Annotated in this window: 16 protein-coding genes; 5 read left to right on the forward strand and 11 right to left on the reverse strand. The window is 66.6% G+C overall.

Annotated elements, in window-relative coordinates; all coding sequences use genetic code 11:
* Nucleotides 1–14 precede the first annotated feature (14 nt).
* Nucleotides 15–1,763, reverse strand: coding sequence for a ShlB/FhaC/HecB family hemolysin secretion/activation protein (locus tag ABE422_RS07375; RefSeq protein ID WP_346481720.1), 1,749 nt, complete (start codon nt 1,761–1,763; stop codon nt 15–17).
* A 466-nt stretch (nt 1,764–2,229) separates the two neighbouring features.
* Here ABE422_RS07375 and ABE422_RS07380 point away from each other — a divergent pair, with 466 nt between their 5' ends.
* From ABE422_RS07380 to pgaD, 5 genes are all read left to right on the forward strand, one after another.
* The gene (locus ABE422_RS07380; RefSeq protein ID WP_070470219.1) at nt 2,230–3,441 is read left to right on the forward strand and encodes an MFS transporter; all 1,212 of its coding nucleotides are present in this window, start codon (nt 2,230–2,232) and stop codon (nt 3,439–3,441) included.
* Between the two features lie 345 nt (nt 3,442–3,786).
* Complete coding sequence (gene pgaA / locus ABE422_RS07385) at nt 3,787–5,820, forward strand: poly-beta-1,6 N-acetyl-D-glucosamine export porin PgaA (RefSeq protein ID WP_346482739.1); 2,034 nt, start codon at nt 3,787–3,789, stop codon at nt 5,818–5,820.
* Nucleotides 5,821–5,830: 10 nt separating this feature from the next.
* Nucleotides 5,831–7,726, forward strand: coding sequence for a poly-beta-1,6-N-acetyl-D-glucosamine N-deacetylase PgaB (gene pgaB / locus ABE422_RS07390; protein ID WP_313212275.1), 1,896 nt, complete (start codon nt 5,831–5,833; stop codon nt 7,724–7,726).
* Between the two features lie 7 nt (nt 7,727–7,733).
* Complete coding sequence (pgaC, locus tag ABE422_RS07395) at nt 7,734–8,981, forward strand: poly-beta-1,6-N-acetyl-D-glucosamine synthase (RefSeq protein WP_313212276.1); 1,248 nt, start codon at nt 7,734–7,736, stop codon at nt 8,979–8,981.
* Nucleotides 8,978–9,463, forward strand: a complete 486-nt coding sequence (gene pgaD / locus ABE422_RS07400; RefSeq protein WP_346482740.1) for a poly-beta-1,6-N-acetyl-D-glucosamine biosynthesis protein PgaD — start codon at nt 8,978–8,980, stop codon at nt 9,461–9,463. The genes pgaC and pgaD overlap by 4 nt, the downstream gene beginning before the upstream one ends.
* 96 nt (nt 9,464–9,559) lie before the next feature.
* Here pgaD and ABE422_RS07405 read toward each other — a convergent pair whose 3' ends face one another.
* From ABE422_RS07405 to ABE422_RS07450, 10 genes are all read right to left on the reverse strand, one after another.
* On the reverse strand, nt 9,560–10,822 hold the full coding sequence (locus ABE422_RS07405; protein ID WP_346482741.1) for a glutamate-5-semialdehyde dehydrogenase: 1,263 nt from the start codon (nt 10,820–10,822) through the stop codon (nt 9,560–9,562).
* A gap of 115 nt (nt 10,823–10,937) precedes the next feature.
* Nucleotides 10,938–12,086 (reverse strand): glutamate 5-kinase, encoded by a 1,149-nt coding sequence (gene proB, locus ABE422_RS07410; RefSeq protein WP_121038175.1) that lies wholly within the window; start codon nt 12,084–12,086, stop codon nt 10,938–10,940.
* Nucleotides 12,087–12,099: 13 nt separating this feature from the next.
* A complete protein-coding gene (locus tag ABE422_RS07415; RefSeq protein WP_313218896.1) occupies nt 12,100–12,360 on the reverse strand; it encodes a YciI family protein in 261 nt (86 codons plus the stop codon).
* Nucleotides 12,361–12,429: 69 nt separating this feature from the next.
* On the reverse strand, nt 12,430–13,725 hold the full coding sequence (gene argH, locus ABE422_RS07420; RefSeq protein WP_293981763.1) for an argininosuccinate lyase: 1,296 nt from the start codon (nt 13,723–13,725) through the stop codon (nt 12,430–12,432).
* A 75-nt stretch (nt 13,726–13,800) separates the two neighbouring features.
* Nucleotides 13,801–14,754 (reverse strand): N-acetyl-gamma-glutamyl-phosphate reductase, encoded by a 954-nt coding sequence (gene argC, locus ABE422_RS07425; protein ID WP_313218898.1) that lies wholly within the window; start codon nt 14,752–14,754, stop codon nt 13,801–13,803.
* Nucleotides 14,751–15,350, reverse strand: a complete 600-nt coding sequence (locus ABE422_RS07430) for a GNAT family protein (protein ID WP_313212350.1) — start codon at nt 15,348–15,350, stop codon at nt 14,751–14,753. Before ABE422_RS07430 ends, argC begins: the two co-directional genes overlap by 4 nt.
* A gap of 5 nt (nt 15,351–15,355) precedes the next feature.
* Entirely contained in the window at nt 15,356–16,681 is a 1,326-nt protein-coding gene (locus ABE422_RS07435) for an acetylglutamate kinase (protein WP_313212351.1), read from the reverse strand.
* Nucleotides 16,682–16,754: 73 nt separating this feature from the next.
* Nucleotides 16,755–17,843, reverse strand: a complete 1,089-nt coding sequence (locus tag ABE422_RS07440) for an acetylornithine deacetylase (RefSeq protein ID WP_346482742.1) — start codon at nt 17,841–17,843, stop codon at nt 16,755–16,757.
* A gap of 155 nt (nt 17,844–17,998) precedes the next feature.
* Nucleotides 17,999–19,192: an argininosuccinate synthase gene (locus tag ABE422_RS07445; RefSeq protein WP_313212353.1), complete on the reverse strand. Its 1,194-nt coding sequence runs from the start codon at nt 19,190–19,192 to the stop codon at nt 17,999–18,001.
* Between the two features lie 80 nt (nt 19,193–19,272).
* Nucleotides 19,273–20,283 (reverse strand): N-acetylornithine carbamoyltransferase, encoded by a 1,011-nt coding sequence (locus ABE422_RS07450; RefSeq protein ID WP_123730719.1) that lies wholly within the window; start codon nt 20,281–20,283, stop codon nt 19,273–19,275.
* Nucleotides 20,284–20,392 lie beyond the last annotated feature (109 nt).

The following is a 20,392-nucleotide window of genomic DNA, read 5'->3' on the forward strand; positions in this document are numbered from 1 at the left end:
CGCCCGCACTGAAATCAGAACGACCAGCTCAGGGTGAATCCGGTGACGGTATAGGCGTTCTGGAAACCAGAGGGCTTGTTCAACGGGGCGCCGACGAAGCCGTCCCAGTACAGGCCGCGATACGACCCGCGCAGGCCGATCACGCTGCCCGCCAGGTCATTGCCTACCTGCCATTGCGTGGCGCTGCCGCCGACATGGCCGTAATCGGCGCCAACGTAGAATTCCTGCCCGCCGCCCAGGGCCAGGCCGATGTCGTTGCGGATGAGCCAGCCGCGCTCACCCATCAAGGACATCTCGCCATCGAAGCCGCGCACGGTGTAGCGCCCGCCGATCGCGAAGCGGTCCTGCGGCACCAGCCCGCCACGGTTCCATTGCGCTCGCCAGCTGCCGGTGTAACGCAGGCGCTGCTGGCCGAGCTGGAACGGGACGCTCAGCTGTGCGTCGGCGAAGTAGATCTTCGGGTGCGAGGTGGCTTCACCGAACAGCTCCTCGGGCGCTGCGATCGAACCGAACGCCCCGGTGCCGCGGCGGAAGCCGACGGTGCCATCGAGCGTGGCCTGGCCGATGAAATGACGGTGGTTCAGGCCGAGCTCCCAGCCGCCCATGCGCCGGCGCTGGACCAGGATTTCGGTGTCGTCGATGAAGTTGCGCGAATCGCGCTCCCACGCACGCAGGTACATGCTGGTCTTGCTGTCCGCATTGCGGAACAGCAGGCGCGTGGCGCGCACTTCGGCGTTGTAACTCTCGCCGCTGTAGAGATACGACTGCTGGTTGCCGGCCACGGTCTGCTCGTACTCGTAGCCACTGCGCGTCGCGCCGAACAGCCAGTAGCCGACGGGAATCGAGTAGTGGAAGGTGAAGCCCTTGGTACCGCGCTTGCCGCCACTGAACACGTCGTGGTTGAGGTTGACGTAGAACAGGTCGTTCTGGCGCAGCGCGTGGTCCAGCGACATCGTCGCACCGGCCTGGGTCTTGCCGGTGGCCTTGCTGCCGGAATCGTCCAGGCTGAGGTTGAAACGGACCAGCCGCTGCTGCGACCACTGCACCACCAGGTCACTCTGGCCAGGTGCGGCGTCGTCACCTTCGGCCGGGCTGATCTGGATGTCGGCCTCGGCGGTCGGCACGCGCTTGAAATTCTCCAGCCCCTGTTCGATATCGCGCAGGTTGAGCAGGTCGCCACTGCGTGCCGGGATCGCGTTCCACAGGGTGGCGTCACGATGGGTGCCCTCGGCGAAACGGATCTGGCGGAGCGTGCCGGGCACCACGGTCAGTGCCAGGGTGCCGGTGGTGAGGTCCTGCGGCTGGGCCAACACGCGCGTGGTGACGAAGCCGCGCTCGACGATCGCGTTCTGTACCCGCGACATCACCACGTTGATACCGGCGGTGCCCAGGCAGCGGCCGAGCGCCGGATCGCCTTTGACGTTGGCTGCGGGCAACGCCCACTGGAAACGGTCGGCCTGCTCGCCCTCCAGGGTGATGCGGTCGATCACGAAGCAGGGTGCTTCGTCCTGGGGCAGCCGCTCCGGTGCGGCCACCGGCGCGTCCTGCAGACGTGCATCGGGCCGGGTTTCAAGCTGCTCGCGCAGGGCGCGTTCGCGCTCCTGCTGGCGGAGCAGCTCCTGATCCGGGGCGGGCAGCTGCTGGGCACTGGCCGGCAGATAGACCAGGGCCAGCGCGGCCGCCAGCGGGGCCAGAAGGAGGGTGCGCCGGGAAGCGCCATGGGAACCGGCGCGAGCCGGGGTGGGTAGTACGTTGTTTGGCATGCAGGATCTCGAACGTGGGCTGGCACGAACCATCGTTCGCTATAGACCGCCCCTATGGAGGCCCGCCAATTTAAGAGCTATTCGCGACATGAGAACCGTCAAAAACCCCACCCTTCCGGTAGGGCAACCACCCGCTCGCTTGTAGGAATTTTCCTAAATAGTCATTTTTTTGACGCAGCGCACATGGAACGGGACCGCCTGGCCCTTGTTGTGAAGGCGTTTTCACACGTAGCACGACGCGCGGCGGGGCATCGTGCCCGTGGCCGGTCCCCTCGCCTCCGAGCCGCACCACCGCGCCCCACCCCGCGCGACCAGCCGGGGTCTAACCCGTACAATGGCCGGTCCTGGCCCCGCCTTCGGCGGCGGCCAGTCCCCTACCCCGCAGACGCCGGCCACTGGCCGGTCTCTGCCGTTGCACCCGCGCGCCCGCATGGCCGCGGTGCGCCACCTGTCAGGAAACATGCTGATGACTCACCCCACCCCACCGTCCCAGTCCCTGCTGCACGGGCGCCTTCTCGCCTTCGCTGCGATCCTGCTGGCCGCGTTGAACCTGCGCACCGCGGTCACCTCGCTGACCCCGCTGCTGGATGTGCTCGGCCAGACCTTCGGCTTCGGCACCACCATGACGGGCGTACTCGGCATGCTGCCGACGGCGGCCTTCGCGTTGTTCGGGGTGACCACCCCGGCCGTCGCGCGTCGCCTGGGCCTGGAGCGCACCGCGCTGCTGGCGATGAGCCTGGCCACCGTGGGCCTGCTGCTGCGCTCGATGGCCGGCGGCGTGGGCAGCCTGCTGTTCGGCTCGGTGGTGGCGCTGGCGGGTATGGGCATCGGCAACGTGGTGGTGCCACCGCTGGTGAAGCGTTACTTCGCCAACCGCGTGGGCACCATGAGCACGCTCTACATCACGGTGCTGCAGATCGGCACGATGATGCCGGCCCTGTTGGCGGTGCCGGTCGCGCAGCAGGCGGGCTGGCGCGTATCGCTGGGCATCTGGGCGCTGATGTCGCTGGCTGCGGCACTGCCGTGGCTGATGCTCTCGCGCGCACGTCCGCACCCGGACACGATCAGCGCCGCCAACGATCCCTCCAGCGCGCCGCACGGCAAGGTCTGGAAGACGCCGCTGGCGTGGGGCATGACCCTGATGTTCGGCATGACCTCGTTGATGACCTATTCGATGTTCACCTGGCTGCCGCGGATCGTGGTCGAGGCCGGTGCAACACCGGCGTTCGGCGGCATCATGGTGGCGATCTTCGCGGCCTGCGGCCTGCTGCCATCGCTGACCATGCCGGCCCTGGCCGTGCGCCTGCGCAATCCCTTCGGGCTGGTGTTGATCGGCTTCAGCGCGTTCCTGATCGCCTTCGCCGGCCTGTTGTTCGCCCCGATGAAGGCCCCGTGGCTGTGGGCGGTGCTGCTCGGCATCGGGCCGTCCACGTTCCCGCTGGCCCTGACCCTGATCAACCTGCGGACCCGCACCCCCGCCGGTTCGGCCGCGTTGTCCGGCTTCATGCAGGGCGTGGGCTATGCCTTCAGCTGCCTGGGCCCGTTCCTGTTCGGCTGGCTGCACGCGGTCAGCGGCGGCTGGCACCTGCCGTTCGGCTTCCTGGTCCTGTGCGCGGTGGTGCTGTTGTGCGCCTCGTGGGTCGCCTGCAAACCGCAGAAGCTCGAAGACCAGTGGTAGGCGCCCCGCCGCGTCCATCTACACGCGTTGTGCGCAACTGCTGACGTAGCGTGTCGCTAACTGACCCGGTGGGCTGCACCGGGCAGCGTTCGGAGCCTCTGGCGTCGCCAGCCGGCTGAACAGCTTCATCGCGATGGAGTGCGCCGTCCTTGGCTGCGACATGGCCTGAATCTGTAGCGATTCAATGACTTGCCCCTCCCCTCCGGGTTCCACCCGGGGGCTGATGGGTCGTACCCGCGTCTTAACGATTTGGCAACAACTGCGCAGTCAGGCACGATTGGCATGTGATGTGCGTCACACTTTTGACGCAACACACCTTTGAAAGGATGCTCCAAGGGGGGTTCCATGTACGACCATCGGCCGCTGGCGCTCTGCGTCGGCCTGGCATGCGCGACACTCGCTTTTTCCGCTCCGGCGGCTGCAGCCACTGCGCGGGACAACGCATTGGCCGAGATCGGCCAGTTCCGGGACCATGCCCAATGGTTGGACGCACTGGCGGCGATCGAGCGGGCACGGGTGCAGTCGCCCGACGACGCATTGCTGTATCGCCTGCAGGTGCTGACCCTGGCGGACATCGGCAACGCGCACCGCGCCTGGCAGCTGTACCTGGCGCGCCCCACCCTGTTCGATGCGGCACAGAAAGAACGGCTGGAAGGCAATTATCTGGCCAAGCTGGTGGGCTGGAGCCTGGCCTATGGCCCCAGCGAGGACACCCGCCTGGATGAAGCCGATGCCGCGCTGGTGCAGATGCAGCAGTACCTCGAACGCGATGGCACCACCGTGCAGCAGGCGCCGCTGCGGATCCGCCATGACCGGCTGATCCTGCTCAACCGGCTGGGCCGCCATGCGCAGGTTCGCGAGGAGTACCGCACGCTGCTCGCCGAGGGCCACCCGGTGCCGAACTATCTGCTGGCCGCCGTCGGCGATTCGCTGATGGCCACGCAGCATCCGGCCGAGGCGATCCCGGTGCTGGAAGCCGCACTCAAGGCTGACCCGTCGCTGCCGCAGGCGCGTTCGGAACTGGCCTATGCGTATCTGGAGGACGAGCAGGCCGACACCGCGATCGCCCTGCTGAAGAAGTGGCAGGCCGATGAGCCCGCGTGGCGCTGGGCCAACGGTGCCAAGGCACCCTATCCGAACTGGCCGCGCTACGAGGCCGACCTCAACCTGGCCATGGTGCGTGCCTACAGTGGCGACCTGCCCACTGCGCAGCGCGATCTGGAGAAGATGGTCGAGATCGGGCCAGGCAATACCGGCTCGCAATCCTCGCTGGGCAACATCTACCTGATGCGTGGCTGGCCACGGCGGGCGCTGGAGCGCTACAGCATGGCCAACACGCTGGACCCGCGCGACGTACCGGCGCGGCTGGGCCAGTACGACGCCTACGTGCAGGTGCAGCGCGATGACCTCGCGCGCCCCATCCACGACACGCTGCTCGCTGCCTACCCCAACCAGCCCTCCGTGCAGCGCATGGACCGCAGCTGGCGCGCGCATCGTGGCTGGCAGTGGCATGCCTACGCCGAAGGCGGGCGCAGCTCCGGCGGTGGCGGTGCGTCACCGCTGGGCAACGATGACGGCCGCTACGGCGTTGAAGTGCAGTCGCCGGTGCTGGACGACCGCTGGCGCCTGGTCGCGTTCGCCGATCGGCGCAGTGTGGATTTCCAGGACCAGACCATCGACCCGCTGCGGATCGGCGTGGGCACCCGTTACCGCTACGGGCGTGCCGATGCCGAAGCCTTCGTCAACCGCGCCAACGACCACATCGGCGATACCGGCCTCAGTGCCGGGTTCGGCTGGCAGTTCAGCGATCAATGGCATGCCGGCATCACCGCCGCACGCAATGATCCGGATGCCTCGATGCAGGCGCGCGTCTCAGGCATCACCGCCGACAGCATTGCGCTGGCAGCCGACTATCGCCGCGATGAACGTACTCACTGGAGCCTGGGCGCCAGTCAGTTCCGCTACGACGACGGTAATCGCCGCGATACCGTCAGCACCGCCATCGAACAACGCCTGATGACCCGGCCGACCGTGTTCGTGGATGGCCTGGGCAGCCTGTACGCCAGCCGCGGCAGCCGCGACGACGTGCCCTACTTCAACCCATCCGAGGACCACTCGGTGGAGATCGGGCTGCGCGTGGACCAACAACTGTGGCGTCACTACGAACGCCACTTCCGCCATCGCCTGACGGTCTCGGTGGGGCAGTACTGGCAGCAGGGCTATGGCAGCGCGATCGTGCCTTCGGCCGAGTACCGCCACGAGTGGCAGCTCGGCGAAGGCCGCATTTTCGAGTACGGCATCCGCTGGTCGCGACCGGTCTATGACGGACAGCGTGAACGACATATCGGCCTGGATGCCGGCCTGCGGTGGGGAGAATGACATGCGGCACATGGACTTGAAGCGTTGGACCCACTGGCTGTTGCTGGCCCTGCTCACCGTGGTCCTGCCGGCCCAGGCACAGCAACCGCCGGCCGTACTTGATGCGGCCGACAACGGGCTGCTGGTGCTCAGCTACCACGACATCCGCGACGAGGTGGCCGAACGCGGCGACCCGGATGCCTATGCCGTCAGCACGCAGAACTTCGCCGCGCATCTGGACTGGCTGTCGGCCCACGGGTATCACCCGGTCTCGCTGTCGCAGCTGATCACCGCCTCGCAGGGCGGCACGCCGCTGCCGCCCAAGCCGGTGCTGCTTACCTTCGATGATGGCCTGCGCAGCGTGTACAGCAAGGTGTTTCCGTTGCTGCGCGCCTACAACTATCCGGCGCTGGTGGCGGTGATCACCGACTACGTGGATATGCCGGCCGGGCGCCAGATCGATTACGGCTACCGCCCGTTCACCCGCGAGGATTTCCTCACCTGGGCGCAGCTGCGTGAGATGCAGAAAAGCGGACTGATCGAACTGGCCAGCCATACCGACAACCTGCACCACGGCGTACAGTCCAACCCACAGGGCAACTCGACGCCGGCGGTGATCACGCGCATCTACGATCCTGCCCGCAAGACCTATGAAACCGCAGGCGAGTACGAGGCCCGCCTGCGCGCCGATCTGGGCCGCAGCGTGGAGCGCATCCAGCGCAATGTCGGCGTCAGCCCCAAGGCGATCGTGTGGCCGTACGCCGCCTACAACGCGCTGAGCAACGACATCGCCGAGCAGCTGGGCATGCCGGTCTCGTTCGATCTGGAAGGCCGCAGCACGCCGGTCAAGCGTGATCTTCACGGCCTGGCGCGCCTGCTGGTGACCAACAACCCAACCGTGGTGCAGCTGGCCTACGAGCTGCGCCGCGATGTCGAGCGCGATGGCATGCGGGCGCTGCAGATCGACCTGGATGCGGTCTACGATGCCGACCCGGTGCAGCTGGCCAAGAACCTGGATGCGCTGATCGAGCGGGTCAAGAAGATCGGCCCCACCCACGTCTTCCTGCAGGCCTTCGCCGATCCGGACGGCAACGGCTCGGCCGACGCGCTGTACTTCCCCAACCGCCATCTGCCGATGCGTGCGGACCTGTTCAACCGGGTGGCGTGGCAGCTCAAGACGCGCGCCGGGGTGAAGGTGTTCGCGTGGCTGCCGGTGCTGGGCTACGAGCTCAAGGACCCGGCCATCCGCAAGGCGCTGGCCATCGAGAGCCCGGAAAGCGACGGCATCTTCCGGCTGGACTTCACCCGGCCGCAGGTCCGCAGGATCATCGATGACATCTACGAAGACCTGGCGATCAACGCGTACTTCGAGGGCCTGCTCTTCCACGATGACGCCTACCTGCGCGACACCGAGCTGACCCAGTTGCCGCCCGAAGACGATGACGGTGCACGCACCCAGGCGCTGATCGACTTCACCCTGGAGCTGCGCACCGCGGCGCAGCGCTGGCGGCCGAAGCTGGGCACCGTGCGCAACCTGTATGCCCAGCCCGTGCTGGAACCGCAGAGCGCGAGCTGGTTCGCCCAGCGTCTGGACCTGTTCAACAAGGCCTACGACCACACCGCCCTGATGGCGATGCCGTGGATGGAAGGCAGCCGCAGCCCGGAACGCTGGCTGGACCGGCTGGTGGTGGCAGTGAAGCAACACGATCCGCAGTTGTCGCAGACGATGTTCGAGCTGCAGACGCTGGACTGGCGCACCGGCAAGCCGATCCCCGGCGACCGCCTGCGCGCGCAGATCCGCCGTCTACAGGCGCAGGGCGTGCGTCATTTCGCCTGGTATCCGGATGACTTCATCGCCGGACGTCCCTCCACGTATGACGCGCGCGCGGCCATGTCGGCCCGCAGCTTCCCGTACGAGGAAAAGTGAGGTCGCCATGCATCCTCTTCTCTACACCTTGTTCCAGTTCGCCTTCTTCTACCCGATGGTGATGGCGTTCTTCTGGATGTCCGGCGGCCTGTATTACTTCTTCCGGCGCGAACGCAAGGCACGCGACCGCGATGATCCGCCGCCGATGGCTGAGTATCCGTTCGCGTCGATCCTGATCCCGTGCCACAACGAAGCGGAGAACCTGGAAGACACCCTCGGTTCGGCGCTGAAGCAGAACTACCCGGACTTCGAAGTCATCGCCATCAACGATGGCAGCAGCGACGATACCGGGGCACGGCTGGATGCCCTGGCCGCCCTGCACCCACGCCTGCGCGTGGTGCATCTGGACCGCAACCTGGGCAAGGCCAATGCGCTGCGCATGGGCGCGCTGGCGGCACGCTCGGAGTTCCTGGTGTGCATCGATGGCGATGCGATGCTGGAGGAGTACGCCACCCACTGGATGGTCTGGCACCTCACCTCGGGCCCGCGCGTGGGCGCGGTCACCGGCAACCCGCGCATCCGCAACCGTTCCACCCTGCTGGGCCGGCTGCAGGTCGCCGAGTTCTCTTCGATCATCGGCATGATCAAGCGCGCGCAGCGGGTGTATGGGCGCATCTTCACCATCTCCGGGGTGATCGCCGCGTTCCGCCGTACTGCGCTGCATCGGATCGGGTACTGGTCCGACGACATGGTCACCGAGGACATCGACATCAGCTGGCGCCTGCAGATGGATCATTGGGACATCCGCTACGAGCCCAATGCGCTGTGCTTCATCCTGATGCCGGAAACGCTGAAGGGGCTGTGGCGGCAGCGCCTGCGCTGGGCCCAAGGGGGCGTGGAAGTGCTGCTGCGGCACGGTGGCTCGCTGTTCCATTGGCGCAAGCGCCGCATGTGGGGCGTGCTGCTGGAGTACATCCTCAGCGTGCTGTGGGCGTACACGATGCTGGCCATCATCGTGCTGTGGGCACTGGGCAAATTCATGACACTGCCGCCCGAGCTGTACATCGCCACGCTGCTGCCGCAGTGGCATGGCGTGATCCTGGCGCTGGTCTGCCTGCTGCAGTTCGCCAGCAGCCTGATCATCGACCGCCGTTACGAAACGCATATTGGACGTAATTACTTCTGGGTGATCTGGTACCCGATGGCGTACTGGCTCATCAGTCTGTTCACGACCCTGGTGGCGTTCCCCAAGACGATCTTCAAGCGTCGTGGCAAGCGCGCGGTCTGGGTCAGTCCTGACCGGGGTATCCGATGAACACTGTCAAATCCACCCGCCGCTTCGACTCGCGGCTGATCCAGAAACCGCGCCAGCAGCCACGCCTGCAGCGTACTGCCTGGGGCTTTGTGACCATCGCCTTCTGGGCGTTCTACTTCTACCTGTGGGCACCGCTGGTCACGTTGGTTTCCTGGCTGCTGGGCGGGCAGATGGCCTGGACGCAGCTGTACGAACAGAAGCAGATGATCGACCCGTTCGTGGTGATCGCCCTGCCGGTCATGCTGCTCTGCTGCGCGGCGCTGCTGATCGCCTGGGCCGAGTACAACCGCATGCGCTTCACGGGCAAGGAGCGTCGGCTGCCGCATGACGATGTGACCCGCGAAGAGATGGCGCATGACCTCGGCGCGAGTGCCTCAGTGGCCGCGTCGCTGGCCGATGGCAAGTCGGTGACCCTGCACATGGATGAGCACGCGCGGCCGGTACGGGTCACCGCGCAGGCATTGGCGGGCGCGCACAGGTAATCGCGCGGGTGTTGCCAGACCGGTAGTGCCGGCCGCTGCCCGGCTCCACGGGTTGCCACGATGGGAAGGAGCCGGCCAGCGGTCGGCTCTACCGGGTCACGCGCGCGTCTGGCCTTCGCCGCGGACGACGAAGCGCTCGACCGTCAGTGCTTCCAGGCCCATCGGGCCATAGGCGTGCAGCCGGGTGGTGGAGATGCCGATCTCCGCGCCCAGGCCGAGCTCGCCACCATCGGAGAAGCGCGAGGAGGCGTTGACCATCACCACCGCCGAACGCAACGCGTGCACGAAGCGCTCTGCCGCTGCGGCATCGTCGGTAGCAATCACCTCGGTGTGGTCCGAGCTGTACTGCTGGATATGCGCCAGGGCCTGATCGAGGTCCTTCACCACGCGCACCGCGATGATCAGGTCCAGGTACTCGGCGGCATAATCGTCGTCGCTGGCCACGTCAGCATCGGGCAGCCACTGGCGTGCCACCGCATCGGCGCGTAGCTGCACACCACGTTCGGCCAGCGCCTTCGCCGCCAACGGCAGGAAGGTCGGCGCGAGGTCGGCATGGACCAGCAGTGTCTCCAGCGAGTTGCAGGCCGACGGCCGGCTGCACTTGCCGTCCACCAGCAGGCGCAACGCCAGCGCAGGATCGGCGGCGCGGTCCACGTACAGATGGCAGACCCCTTTGTAATGCTTGATCACCGGTACGCGGGCATGCTCGGCCACGAACCGGATCAGCCCTTCCCCGCCGCGCGGAATCGCCAGGTCGATCAGGTCGTTGAGCTGCAGCAGCGCCAGCATGGTCTCGCGGCGCAGATCCTCGACCAGGGTCAGCGCGGCATCGGCGACACCGGCCTCGCGCAGCGCGCGCTTGAGCGACGCCGCGATGGCGGTATTGGAGTGAATCGCCTCCGAACCACCGCGCAGGATCACGCCGTTGCCGGCCTTGATGCACAGCGCGGCCGCATCGGCGGTCACGTTCGGGCGCGCTTCGTAGATCATCGCGATGACGCCCAGCGGCACGCGCACCTTCTGCACCCGGATGCCATTGGGACGCACGTCATCGCGGGTCACCTGCCCGACCGGATCGGGCAACGCGGCCACCTCGCGCAGCGCGGCGGCGATACCGGCCAGGCGCTGTGGGTTCAAGGCCAGGCGATCCAGCATCGCCGTGCCGACGCCCTTCTCCGTGGCGGCGGCCAGGTCGCGTGCGTTGGCGGCGAGAATCGCATCGGTATCCGCGTCCAGCGCCGCGGCCATCGCTTCGAGCAGATCGGCCTTGGCGGCGGAGGACAGCTGAGCAAGTTGCTGGGCAGCCTCGCGGCAGGCCAGCGCCTGGGTGCGGATGTCGGTAGTGGAACTGGCGACCATCTCAATATCCTTGAAAAAACACGCTAGAGCCACGCCATGCGTGGCTGGGGGAGGTCGAACGGCCCAGGCTGCGCAGCCACGCATGGCGTGGCTCTCCCGTGGATGTTCTTACGCTTTACAGCAACACCAGATCGTCACGGTGGATGACGTTGCCACCGTAGTTGTAGCCGAGCACGCTTTCGATGTCGCGCGAGTGGCGACCGGCGACGCGGCGGATGTCGCTGGCCGAGTACTGGCTGACACCACGGGCCAGGCAGACCTCGCCGGCCTCGGTGCGTTGCCGGATCTCGACCATGTCACCGCGGCGGAAGTCCCCTTCCGCGCCGACCACGCCGCCGGGCAGCAGCGAGGCGCCCTTGCCACGCAGCGCATCGGCCGCACCGGTATCGACCAGGATCGCGCCCGGTTCCAGCGGCGCGTGCCGCAGCCAGTACTTGCGCGCGGCCACGCGGGTCTGCGCGGCGTGGATGCGGGTGCCGAAGAGGCGGCCTTGGCTGAGCGCGCGCACCACCTCGGCGCTGCGCCCGTTGAACAGGCAGGTCTCGATGCCGACACGCCCGGCCTTGGCCGCGGCCTCCAGCTTGGTATGCATGCCGCCGGTGCCCGCGCCGCTGCCGGCCCCCCCGGCCATCGCCAGCACCTCGACGGTCAGCTCGGGCACATCGTGGATTGGCCGTGCCTGTGGATCACGCCGCGGATCGGCGCTGTACAGGCCGTCGATGTCGGTGGCGATGAACAGCACGTCGGCGTCGATCAGCGCAGCGACGGTCGCAGCCAGATTGTCGTTGTCGCCGAGCTTGAGCTCATCCACCGAAACGGTGTCGTTCTCGTTGACCACCGGCAGCGCGCCCAGCCGCAGCAGTTCGTTGAGCGTGGCGCGGGCATTGAGATAGCGGCGACGGTTGCGCAGGTCGTCATGGGTCAGCAGCACCTGCGCCACCGGGCGTTCGAAGAAGCGCTGCCACAGCCCGATCAACTGCGCCTGGCCCAGCGCCGCCAGTGCCTGCCGTGCGGCCATCGCCGCCCCGGCTTCCAGCGCGCGCGGCACGATCGCCCGACCCGCGGCAACCGCGCCGGAGGACACGATCACCACTTCACGCCCGGCCAGGACATTGGCCGAGACGAACTGGGCCAGCCCCAGTGCGTGGCGGGGCGAGAGGCCGCCGCCATCGGCCGCCAGCAGGCTGCTGCCCACTTTGAGGACGGCGCGTTTCCACTGCGGAACGGCTTGTTCGGTGAACGGCGAAGGCACGGACTGGTTCATGGGGTCGGTGCGCTCAGCGCGTACTCCATTCGTGGATACGGGCGGTGGCACTGCCCTGCACCAGCAGTGGATCGGTGTCGACCAGCGCCTGTGCAGCGGCCAGATCGGCGATGTCCTGCAGCACGTAGGCGCCACCGCTCTTGTCGGTGAAGCCACCGGTCAGCAGCAGCTGCCCGCGGGCCCGCACCTCATCGAGAAAGCGCACGTGCTCGGCACCGACCTCATCGCGGAAGTCCGGCGTGCGGGTGACCATCACCAGATAACAGATTTTCATGTGAGTCCTTTTCCCGGGCGCGCCCGGCAAGACGTTACAAGAACGGCGGCCTTGCGGCCGCCGTCGTGATCACACCAGTGCGGCCCAGCGGGCGCGCAGCTCATCCAGCCGCAGGTCGGCGGCCGCGCCGGGCGACACGCGCGCGGCCAGGCTGCCTTCGGGGGTCCGCCCCTGCCCGGCCGTATCCGCCGCCGCGGCGGCGGCCTTGTAGGCCTCGCGGAACGGCACACCGGCCACCGCCGCTTCCACGGCGACATCGGTGGCGTACATGCCCGAATCGATCGCCGCACGCAGCTTGTCGTCGCGCCATTCCAGGTTGGCCAGCAGCGCCGGCAGCAGTTCCAGCGCGGCCAGACCGCGGCCGAAGCCATGGAAGATCGCGCCCTTGCTGCTCTGCAGATCGCGGTGATAGCCCGACGGCAGCGACAGCAGCTGCTCGATCTCGGTGCGGGCCGCGGCCACGCTGGCGTGGGTGGCCCGCATCAGTTCGATCACGTCCGGGTTGCGTTTGTTGGGCATGATCGAACTGCCGGTGGTGTACTGCGCCGGCAGCGCGACAAAGCCGAACTCGCCGCTGGTGAACAGCGACAGGTCCCAGGCGATGCGGCGCAGATCCAGCGTGGCGCCGCCAAGCGCTTCCAGGGCGGCCAGCTCGAACTTCCCGCGCGACAGCTGGGCATAGATCGGCGAGATCTGCATCCGCGCGAAACCGAGTGCCTCGGTGGTGTGCGCGCGGTCCAGCGGCAGGTTCACGCCATAACCGGCGGCCGTGCCGAGCGGATTGGCGTCGACCAGGTTGAAGGTGTCGTGCGCGCGGATCGCGTTGTCGATGAAGGCTTCGGCCCAGCCGGCCCACCACATGCCCGCCGAGGACACGACGGCGCGCTGGATGTGGGTATAGCCCGGCACCGGCAGGTCTTTTTCGGCCTCGGCACGATCCAGCGCCACCTTGGCGATCTCGCGGCTCAGCTCGGCCACGCGCAGCAGCTTGTCCTTCAGCCACAACCGGGTCGCCACCAGGATCTGGTCGTTGCGGCTGCGCCCGGTGTGGATCTTGCGACCGGCATCGCCGAGGCGCTCGGTCAGGCGCGCTTCGATCGCCGAGTGGCAATCCTCGAAGCGCTCATCCAGCACGAACGCACCACTGCGGAAATCCTCGGCCAGCACATCCAGCTCGCGCTGCAGGCCGACGCGTTCGTCGTTGCCGAGAATGCCGATGTTCTCCAGGCCCTGCGCATGCGCCTTGCTGGCTGCCACGTCGTACAGGAAGAACTCGCGGTCCAGGATCACATCATCGCCGGCCAGGAAGGTCTGGATCTTGGCGTCTACCGCCACGCCGGGCTTCTGCCACAGAAGGTCTGCCATGTCTTGCTCCGTAGGCGGATTCGCTCCGCCGGGTTGTCAGGGCGCGCGCAGGGGGCCGCGCGGCGCCGTGGGAATTCAGTGCGGGATCGAGGCCAGTTCGTCCAGGCCCAGTGCCAGGTTGAGGTTCTGCATCGCCTGGGTGGCCGCGCCCTTGAGCAGGTTGTCCAGGGTCACCACCACCACCACGCGCTTGCCGCCCGGGGCCACGTCGAAGCCGCCGATCTGCACGCCGTGCCGGCCCGCAATCTGGCTTACCCAGGGCGCTTCGTCGATCACGTCGATCAACGCTTCGTTGGCGTAGTACTTCTGATAGAGCGCGATCACGTCCTCGCGCTTGACCACCGTGTTGAGCCACAGGTTCACGGTCATGGTGATGCCGCGGAAGTGCGGCGCCACATGCGGCATGAACTCGACCGGCACGCGCAGGTGCGCAGTGACTTCGCGCTCGTGCACATGGTTGGTCAGCGCGTACGGCATGAGGTTGTCACGCAGCAGTTCCGGATTGTTCTTGTCCGAGGGCGTGGTGCCCGCGCCGGAGTAGCCGGACACACCAAAACACTGCGGCGGGCCGGCCAGCTGCTGCAGCAGCGGGCTGATCGCCAGCTGCATCGCGGTGGCGTAGCAGCCCGGATTGCTGATGTGCTTCTGGCCCAGGTAGTCGCCCCGGGTCAGCTCCGGCAGGCCGTAATACCAGCTCGGCTCGAAGCGGTGATCGGCCGATAGATCGACGATCACCGTGTCCGGCCTGGCCGCATCCAGCGCGGTGACGAACGGCGCGGACAGGCCATTGGGCAGTGCCAGGATCACCGCATCCATGCCCTTGGCGGCGACAGCGTCGGCGTCGAGGTTCTCGAACTGAAGTTCACCGTGCCAGTCGCTGTGGTGATCGCTCACGCGCTGCCCGGCCAGTTCGCGCGAAGACACGAAGCCCAGCTGAAGGTGCGGGTGGGCGGCGATCAGCTTGATCAGCTCGGCGCCGGTGTGCCCGCGGGCGCCGACGATGCCGACGGTGAAGGTCTTGGTGCTCATGCGTGTGCGTCCAGGCGGTGCTGCAGGTGGCGTTTCACCCCTTGCCATTCCGCATCGATGATGGAGAAGATGACGGTGTCGCGCGGGGTGCCATCCGGGTGACGTTTGTGGTTGCGCAGCACGCCGTCCTGCTTGGCCCCCAACCGCGCGATCGCGGTGCGCGAGGTGAGGTTGAACCAGCTGGTCTCGAACACCACGCTCAGGCATTCCAGCCGCTCGAAGGCATGCGTGAGCAGCATCAGCTTGGTTTCGGTATTGATGCCGGTGCGCTGGGCGGCCTCGCCGTACCAGGTGTAGCCGATGCTCAGGCGCGGCACCTCGGCGTCCAGATCGTAGTAGCGGGTGGTGCCGACCACTTCATCGGCCTCGTTGAGGACCGCGAACGGCAACACCTTACCCTCCGCCTGCGCCTGCAGCGCGGTCTGGACGTAGGCGGTCATGGTCTTCGCACTGGGCACCTGGGTGTACCAGAGCTTGGACAAGGTGCCATCCCCCAGTGCACCGCGCAGGCCATCGATATGCGCCATCTGCAGCGGCTCCAGCCGGGCGTGTGTGCCGGCCAGTGTGGGGACCTTGGTCCAATCGGCGAGATTCATGAGGTTCAGCCCTCCAGGCTGGGGGTGCGTGCGGCGCAATGCTCGACGTACGCTTTGATGCGGTCGAAGCCATCGGCGCCGAACCAGAACACCTTCCAGTGGCCCTGCTTGTAGCAGCCATCGGATTCGGCGTAGTAGAAGTGATTGATCGGGTTGCCGTTGCGTGAGCGCCAGAACAGCTGCGGGGTTTCGTCCAGCATGACATTCCAGACCGCGCGGCCCAGGCCCTCGCCCTGCGCATCGTCGAGCACCGCGAACTTGTCCAGGTAGACGCCTTCGGGCTCGTCGGTGAGGATCACCGCGGTGCGATAGTTCTCGCTCACATAGGCGCGCAGCAGCTTGGTTTTCTGGAAATAGTCCGGCACCAGGGTGCGGCCGAAGCTGGATTCGATCAGCTGCTTCAGGCGCGGCAGGTCCAGTTCGTCCCAGGCGGTGGCGCGCAGCACTTTCTCGCCCTTGCGCACCAGCGTGCCCGAACCCTTGTGGGTGAACAGCTCCTTGGCCAGGTCCGCCGGGCGCGTGATCGACACCGAGGACTCCAGTGGCAGGCGATCCAGCAGGTCCTTGATCTGTTCGATCTTGACCCGCATGCCGCCATGGATCCACGGCTGCTGCATCAGCTGGTCGTACTCGGTGGACAGGTTGATCGAGTCGATCACCTTGCCCTCTTCGTCGAGCAGGCCGCCGGTGCCGGTCAGGAAGATGATCTTGTACGGCTGCAGTTCCTGCACCAGCTCGTTGGCGGCGAAATCGGCGTTGACGTTGAGGATCTGCCCGCAGCGGGTTTCGCCCAGGCTGGTGATCACCGGGATCGAGCCGGCGCGCAGGCTGGCTTCGATCGGAGCCAGGTTGACCTTCTTGACCTCACCGACCAGGCCGTAGGTGGCCTGGTCCAGATACTCGGCTTCGAACACGCCGCCGGTGATCGAGGTTGCGCGCGCACCGTTCTGCTGCAAGGCTTCGACCAGTTGCAGATTGGAGGCCTGGAACACCCGGCGCACGATCGCCAGCCCTTCGGCCGAGGTCACGCGCAGGCCGTTGACGGTCTGCTTCTCGATGCCGGCCGCCGACAGTTCGGCATCCAACTGCGGACCGGCGCCATGCAGCACGATCGGGGTCAGGCCGACTTCCTGCAGGAACGACAGTGAGGAGGTCAGCGCCTCCAGGTCATCGCGCAGCACCGCGCCGCCGACTTTGACCACGGCGAAGCGTTTGGCGTCCAGCTGCGAGAAACGCTTGAGGTACTGGCTGATCTCCTTCGCGCTGGCCATGCTCGAGAGCAGGCGCACGATGGTCTGACGGGTCTGGCGGTGGGGCTGGGAAGAAGGCATTTCGATATCGTCGCAGGCGGCCGGGGCCGCGATGGGAGTTCCGTCAGTGGGGGACCACGACGGCGTCATTCGATCAGGCGCCGTGCGCGATGATGCGGTGCACGGATTCGGCGTAACGCTGCAACTGCTCCAGCTTCACGAACTCATCGGCGGTGTGGGCCTGGGCGATGTCGCCCGGGCCATACACCAGCGTGGTGTAGCCGCCGGCCGAGAACAGTGACGCCTCGGTCCAGAAGTCCACCGCGTTGCCGATCGGAATATCCAGCGCATCGGCCACGTCGCGCGCGGCCAGGCGGCGGTTTTCCGCTTCGGCGATGTCGCCGGCCGGGAAACTGGGGCCCCGGAAGGTCTCGGTGAACTGCGCCGCGGCCGGTTCGGCAAAACCGGCGAAGGTCGCCAGCAGCGCATCGATATCCATCGACGGCAGCGGACGGAAGCCGAACCGCACTTCAGCAGCGGGCGCGATCATGTTGGCCTTGATGCCGCCTTCCACGCGCCCGATGTTGAAGCGCAGGCCGGTCAGCCCGCCAAAGCGCGCATGCGACAACGACTCGACATGGTCCAACGCGCGGTTGCCCCAGCGCATCGCCTGATGCAGTGCACTGGCCGCCGCGTCCTGCTTGCCCGAGGCATGCCCGGCGCGGCCGGTGAACTGCATCAGCACCGAGCTGATGCCACGGTGGGCGAGCACCGCTTCGCTCATGGTCGGCTCGGCCACCAGCACCGCTTCATACGGAATGCCACGGGCCAGGAAGGCGGCGATGCAACGCGGATCGTTGGCTTCCTCGTCGCTGGAGAACAGGAACGCGGCATCGCCATCGCTGGCGTTGGCAGCAGCCACCAAGGCCGCCGCAGCGCCCTTGATGTCACACACGCCCAGCCCGATCACGCGGTCCTCGGCGCGCCGCATCACGTGTGGGTCGGCCGTCCAATGCGGCGAGTCCGGCACGGTATCCAGGTGCACGTTGAACAGGTACTTCGGGGTGCCACGCACCGCATACAGGCTGACCGCACCGTCGCCATGGTCGATCACCTCCACGTTGAACCCGGGCAGGTTCGCACGCAGGTAATCGAAGATGCCGCCGGTGGTGATCGCCCGCGGCGGATTGCGCGTGTCGAAGGACACGAGCTGCTGCAGATGATCGAGTGTCTGTTCCAACATGTGTCTGAGTATCCGTAGGGTTCAAAATCGGTAGTGCCGGCCGCTGGCCGGCTCTGCAATGATCCGGCCGTTCCAGGAGCCGGCCAGCGGCCGGCACTCCCCCTCCATCGGCTTTGCGAGGCGCCGGCCAGCGGCCGGCACCCCGGTGAATCGCCTTAGCGGTTGACCTGCGCGTACAAGGTCGAGCTCATACCAAACAGCTTGATGAAGCCTTCGGCCTCTTCCACGCCCCAGTCGGCCGACTGTGCATAGGTGGCGCCCTTGGCATTGAGCAGGTGCGGCGACTTCACGGCCACGGCATCGACACGGCCACCGCGGGTTTCCAGCACCACTTCACCGTTGACCTTGGCCTGCGAGGACTTCAGGAAGGCTTCGATGTCGGTCTTGAGCGGGTCGTGGTAGAAGCCTTCGTACACCAGCTCCACCCACTTGCGCGCCACGTCCGGCTTGAAGCGGTTCTGCTGCTTGGTCAGCACGGCGTCTTCCAGCGCGCGGTGCGCGGCCAGCAGCGAGACCAGGCCCGGCGCTTCGAACACGATGCGACCCTTCAGGCCGATCACGGTATCACCGGTGTAGACGCCACGGCCCACGCCGTACGGGGCGAACAGCTTGTTGAGCTTGGCCAGGATCTGCTCACCCGGCAGCGCCTTGCCGTCCAGCTCGACGGCTTCGCCCTCGACGAACTTCAAGGTAACCGTCAGTGCCTGTTCCGGCCATTCGCTGCGCGGTGCGCACCAGCCACGGGCACCCTCGCCCGGGGCTTCCCAACGGTCGATCTCGCCGCCGGACATGGTCAGGCCCAGCAGGTTCTCGTTGATGGTGTAGGCCTGCTGCTTGGCGCGCACGCCGAAGCCGCGCTCTTCCAGGTACTTCTGCTCGTAGGCGCGGGTCTGGGTGTGTTCCTTCTGGATTTCGCGGATCGGCGCGACGATCTGGTAGTCGCCCAGCGCCTTCACGGCCAGGTCGAAGCGGACCTGGTCATTGCCCATGCCGGTGCAGCCGTGGGCGATGATGTTGGTACCCAGCTCGGCGGCGCGCTTGAGCGCGGCATCCACGATCAGGTAACGGTCGGACACCAGCAGCGGGTACTGGCCCTGGTAGCCCTCACCGGCCCACACGAACGGCTTGACGAAGCCGCTCCAGATCGCCGGGCCACCATCGACGGTGACGTGGCTGGTGACGCCCAGTTCGGCCGCACGCTTCTCGATGAAATCGCGCTCTTCGTCATCCACGCCGCCGGTGTCGGCGAACACGGTATGCACGTTGTAGCCGCGCTCCTGCAGGTACGGCACGCAGAAGCTGGTGTCGAGTCCACCGGAGAAGGCCAGGACGATGTCTTTGTTGCTCATGGGGGTCAGGTCCAATAGGGAAAAAAGTTGGGTAGAGCCGACCGTTGGTCGGCTGCAATGTTCGATACCCGTTGATGGCGTTACCGGCCGATCAACGCCGACATGATCGCCTTCTGCACATGCAGGCGGTTTTCAGCTTCGTCGATCGCGATGCACTGCGCCGAGTCCATGACGCCGTCGGTGGCCTTCACGTTGCGGCGCAGCGGCAGGCAGTGGCTGAAGACGCCGTTGTTGGTCAGCGCCATCTTGGCTTCGTCCACGATGAAGTGCTTGTACTGGTCGCGGATCGGCTTTTCCGGTTCCCAGTTGCCGAAGAACGGCAGCGCGCCCCAGCTCTTGGCGTACACCACGTCCGCGCCGGCGTAGGCGCTGGCGATGTCATGGCTGACCTGCAGCGAACCGCCGCTCTCGGCCACGTTCTGCTCGGCCCAGCCCATGTAGCGCTCATCCAGGATGTAATCCGGGGTCGGGCACAGCAGGGTCACGTCCATGCCCATGCGGGTGGCGATGGTCAGCGCCGAGTTGGCCACCGCGGTGTTCAGCGGCTTGGGGTGATAGGTCCAGGTCAGCACGTACTTCTTGCCGCGCAGGTCCTGGGTACCGAAGTGTTCCTGCAGCGCCATCACGTGGGCCAGTTCCTGGCACGGGTGGGTGATGGTTTCCATGTTGATCACCGGCACCGGCGAGTACTTGGCGAAGCTCTTGAGCACTTCGTCTTCGCGATCCTTGGTCCAGTCGATGAACTTCGGGAAGGCACGCACGCCAATCAGGTCGACATAGCGGCCGAGCACTTTGGCCACTTCGGCGATGTGCTCCTCGGTGTCCCCGTCCATCACCGAGCCCAGGTTGAACTCGATCGGCCAGGCGTCCTTGCCCGGCTGCAGCACGATCGCGTGCCCGCCCAGCTGGAACGCACCCAGCTCGAAGCTGGTGCGGGTACGCATGGAGGGGTTGAAGAACACCAGGGCAATCGACTTGCCCTTGAGCTCGTCACCCAGTTTGTTGCGCTTGAACAACGCGGCCTGGGTCAACAGGGCATCCAGGTCGGTGCGGCTCCAATCCTGGGTGTTCAGGAAGTGCTTCAGGGACATCGATCGATCCTTTGCGGCTGGTTTTCCACCGTCACCGGCGGAGGTTGGGGGCGCCGGGGCGCGTTCATGGCTCAACAAAACGTATACAGATGAAACTTTTCAGATCGTA

This window comes from Stenotrophomonas sp. TWI1151 (assembly GCF_039673135.1).
Classification (GTDB): Bacteria; Pseudomonadota; Gammaproteobacteria; order Xanthomonadales; family Xanthomonadaceae; genus Stenotrophomonas.

Excerpts from the sequence above, each read along its gene's own strand:
- pgaC (WP_313212276.1), top strand. The coding sequence starts at position 7,734 with ATGCATCCTCTTCTCTACACCTTGTTCCAGTTCGCCTTCTTCTACCCG.
- ABE422_RS07375 (WP_346481720.1), bottom strand. The coding sequence starts at position 1,763 with ATGCCAAACAACGTACTACCCACCCCGGCTCGCGCCGGTTCCCATGGC.
- pgaA (WP_346482739.1), top strand. The coding sequence starts at position 3,787 with ATGTACGACCATCGGCCGCTGGCGCTCTGCGTCGGCCTGGCATGCGCG.
- pgaD (WP_346482740.1), top strand. The coding sequence starts at position 8,978 with ATGAACACTGTCAAATCCACCCGCCGCTTCGACTCGCGGCTGATCCAG.
- argH (WP_293981763.1), bottom strand. The coding sequence starts at position 13,725 with ATGGCAGACCTTCTGTGGCAGAAGCCCGGCGTGGCGGTAGACGCCAAG.
- ABE422_RS07405 (WP_346482741.1), bottom strand. The coding sequence starts at position 10,822 with ATGGTCGCCAGTTCCACTACCGACATCCGCACCCAGGCGCTGGCCTGC.
- ABE422_RS07415 (WP_313218896.1), bottom strand. The coding sequence starts at position 12,360 with ATGAAAATCTGTTATCTGGTGATGGTCACCCGCACGCCGGACTTCCGC.
- proB (WP_121038175.1), bottom strand. The coding sequence starts at position 12,086 with ATGAACCAGTCCGTGCCTTCGCCGTTCACCGAACAAGCCGTTCCGCAG.
- ABE422_RS07430 (WP_313212350.1), bottom strand. The coding sequence starts at position 15,350 with ATGAATCTCGCCGATTGGACCAAGGTCCCCACACTGGCCGGCACACAC.
- ABE422_RS07440 (WP_346482742.1), bottom strand. The coding sequence starts at position 17,843 with ATGTTGGAACAGACACTCGATCATCTGCAGCAGCTCGTGTCCTTCGAC.
- pgaB (WP_313212275.1), top strand. The coding sequence starts at position 5,831 with ATGGACTTGAAGCGTTGGACCCACTGGCTGTTGCTGGCCCTGCTCACC.
- ABE422_RS07445 (WP_313212353.1), bottom strand. The coding sequence starts at position 19,192 with ATGAGCAACAAAGACATCGTCCTGGCCTTCTCCGGTGGACTCGACACC.
- ABE422_RS07435 (WP_313212351.1), bottom strand. The coding sequence starts at position 16,681 with ATGCCTTCTTCCCAGCCCCACCGCCAGACCCGTCAGACCATCGTGCGC.
- ABE422_RS07450 (WP_123730719.1), bottom strand. The coding sequence starts at position 20,283 with ATGTCCCTGAAGCACTTCCTGAACACCCAGGATTGGAGCCGCACCGAC.
- argC (WP_313218898.1), bottom strand. The coding sequence starts at position 14,754 with ATGAGCACCAAGACCTTCACCGTCGGCATCGTCGGCGCCCGCGGGCAC.
- ABE422_RS07380 (WP_070470219.1), top strand. The coding sequence starts at position 2,230 with ATGACTCACCCCACCCCACCGTCCCAGTCCCTGCTGCACGGGCGCCTT.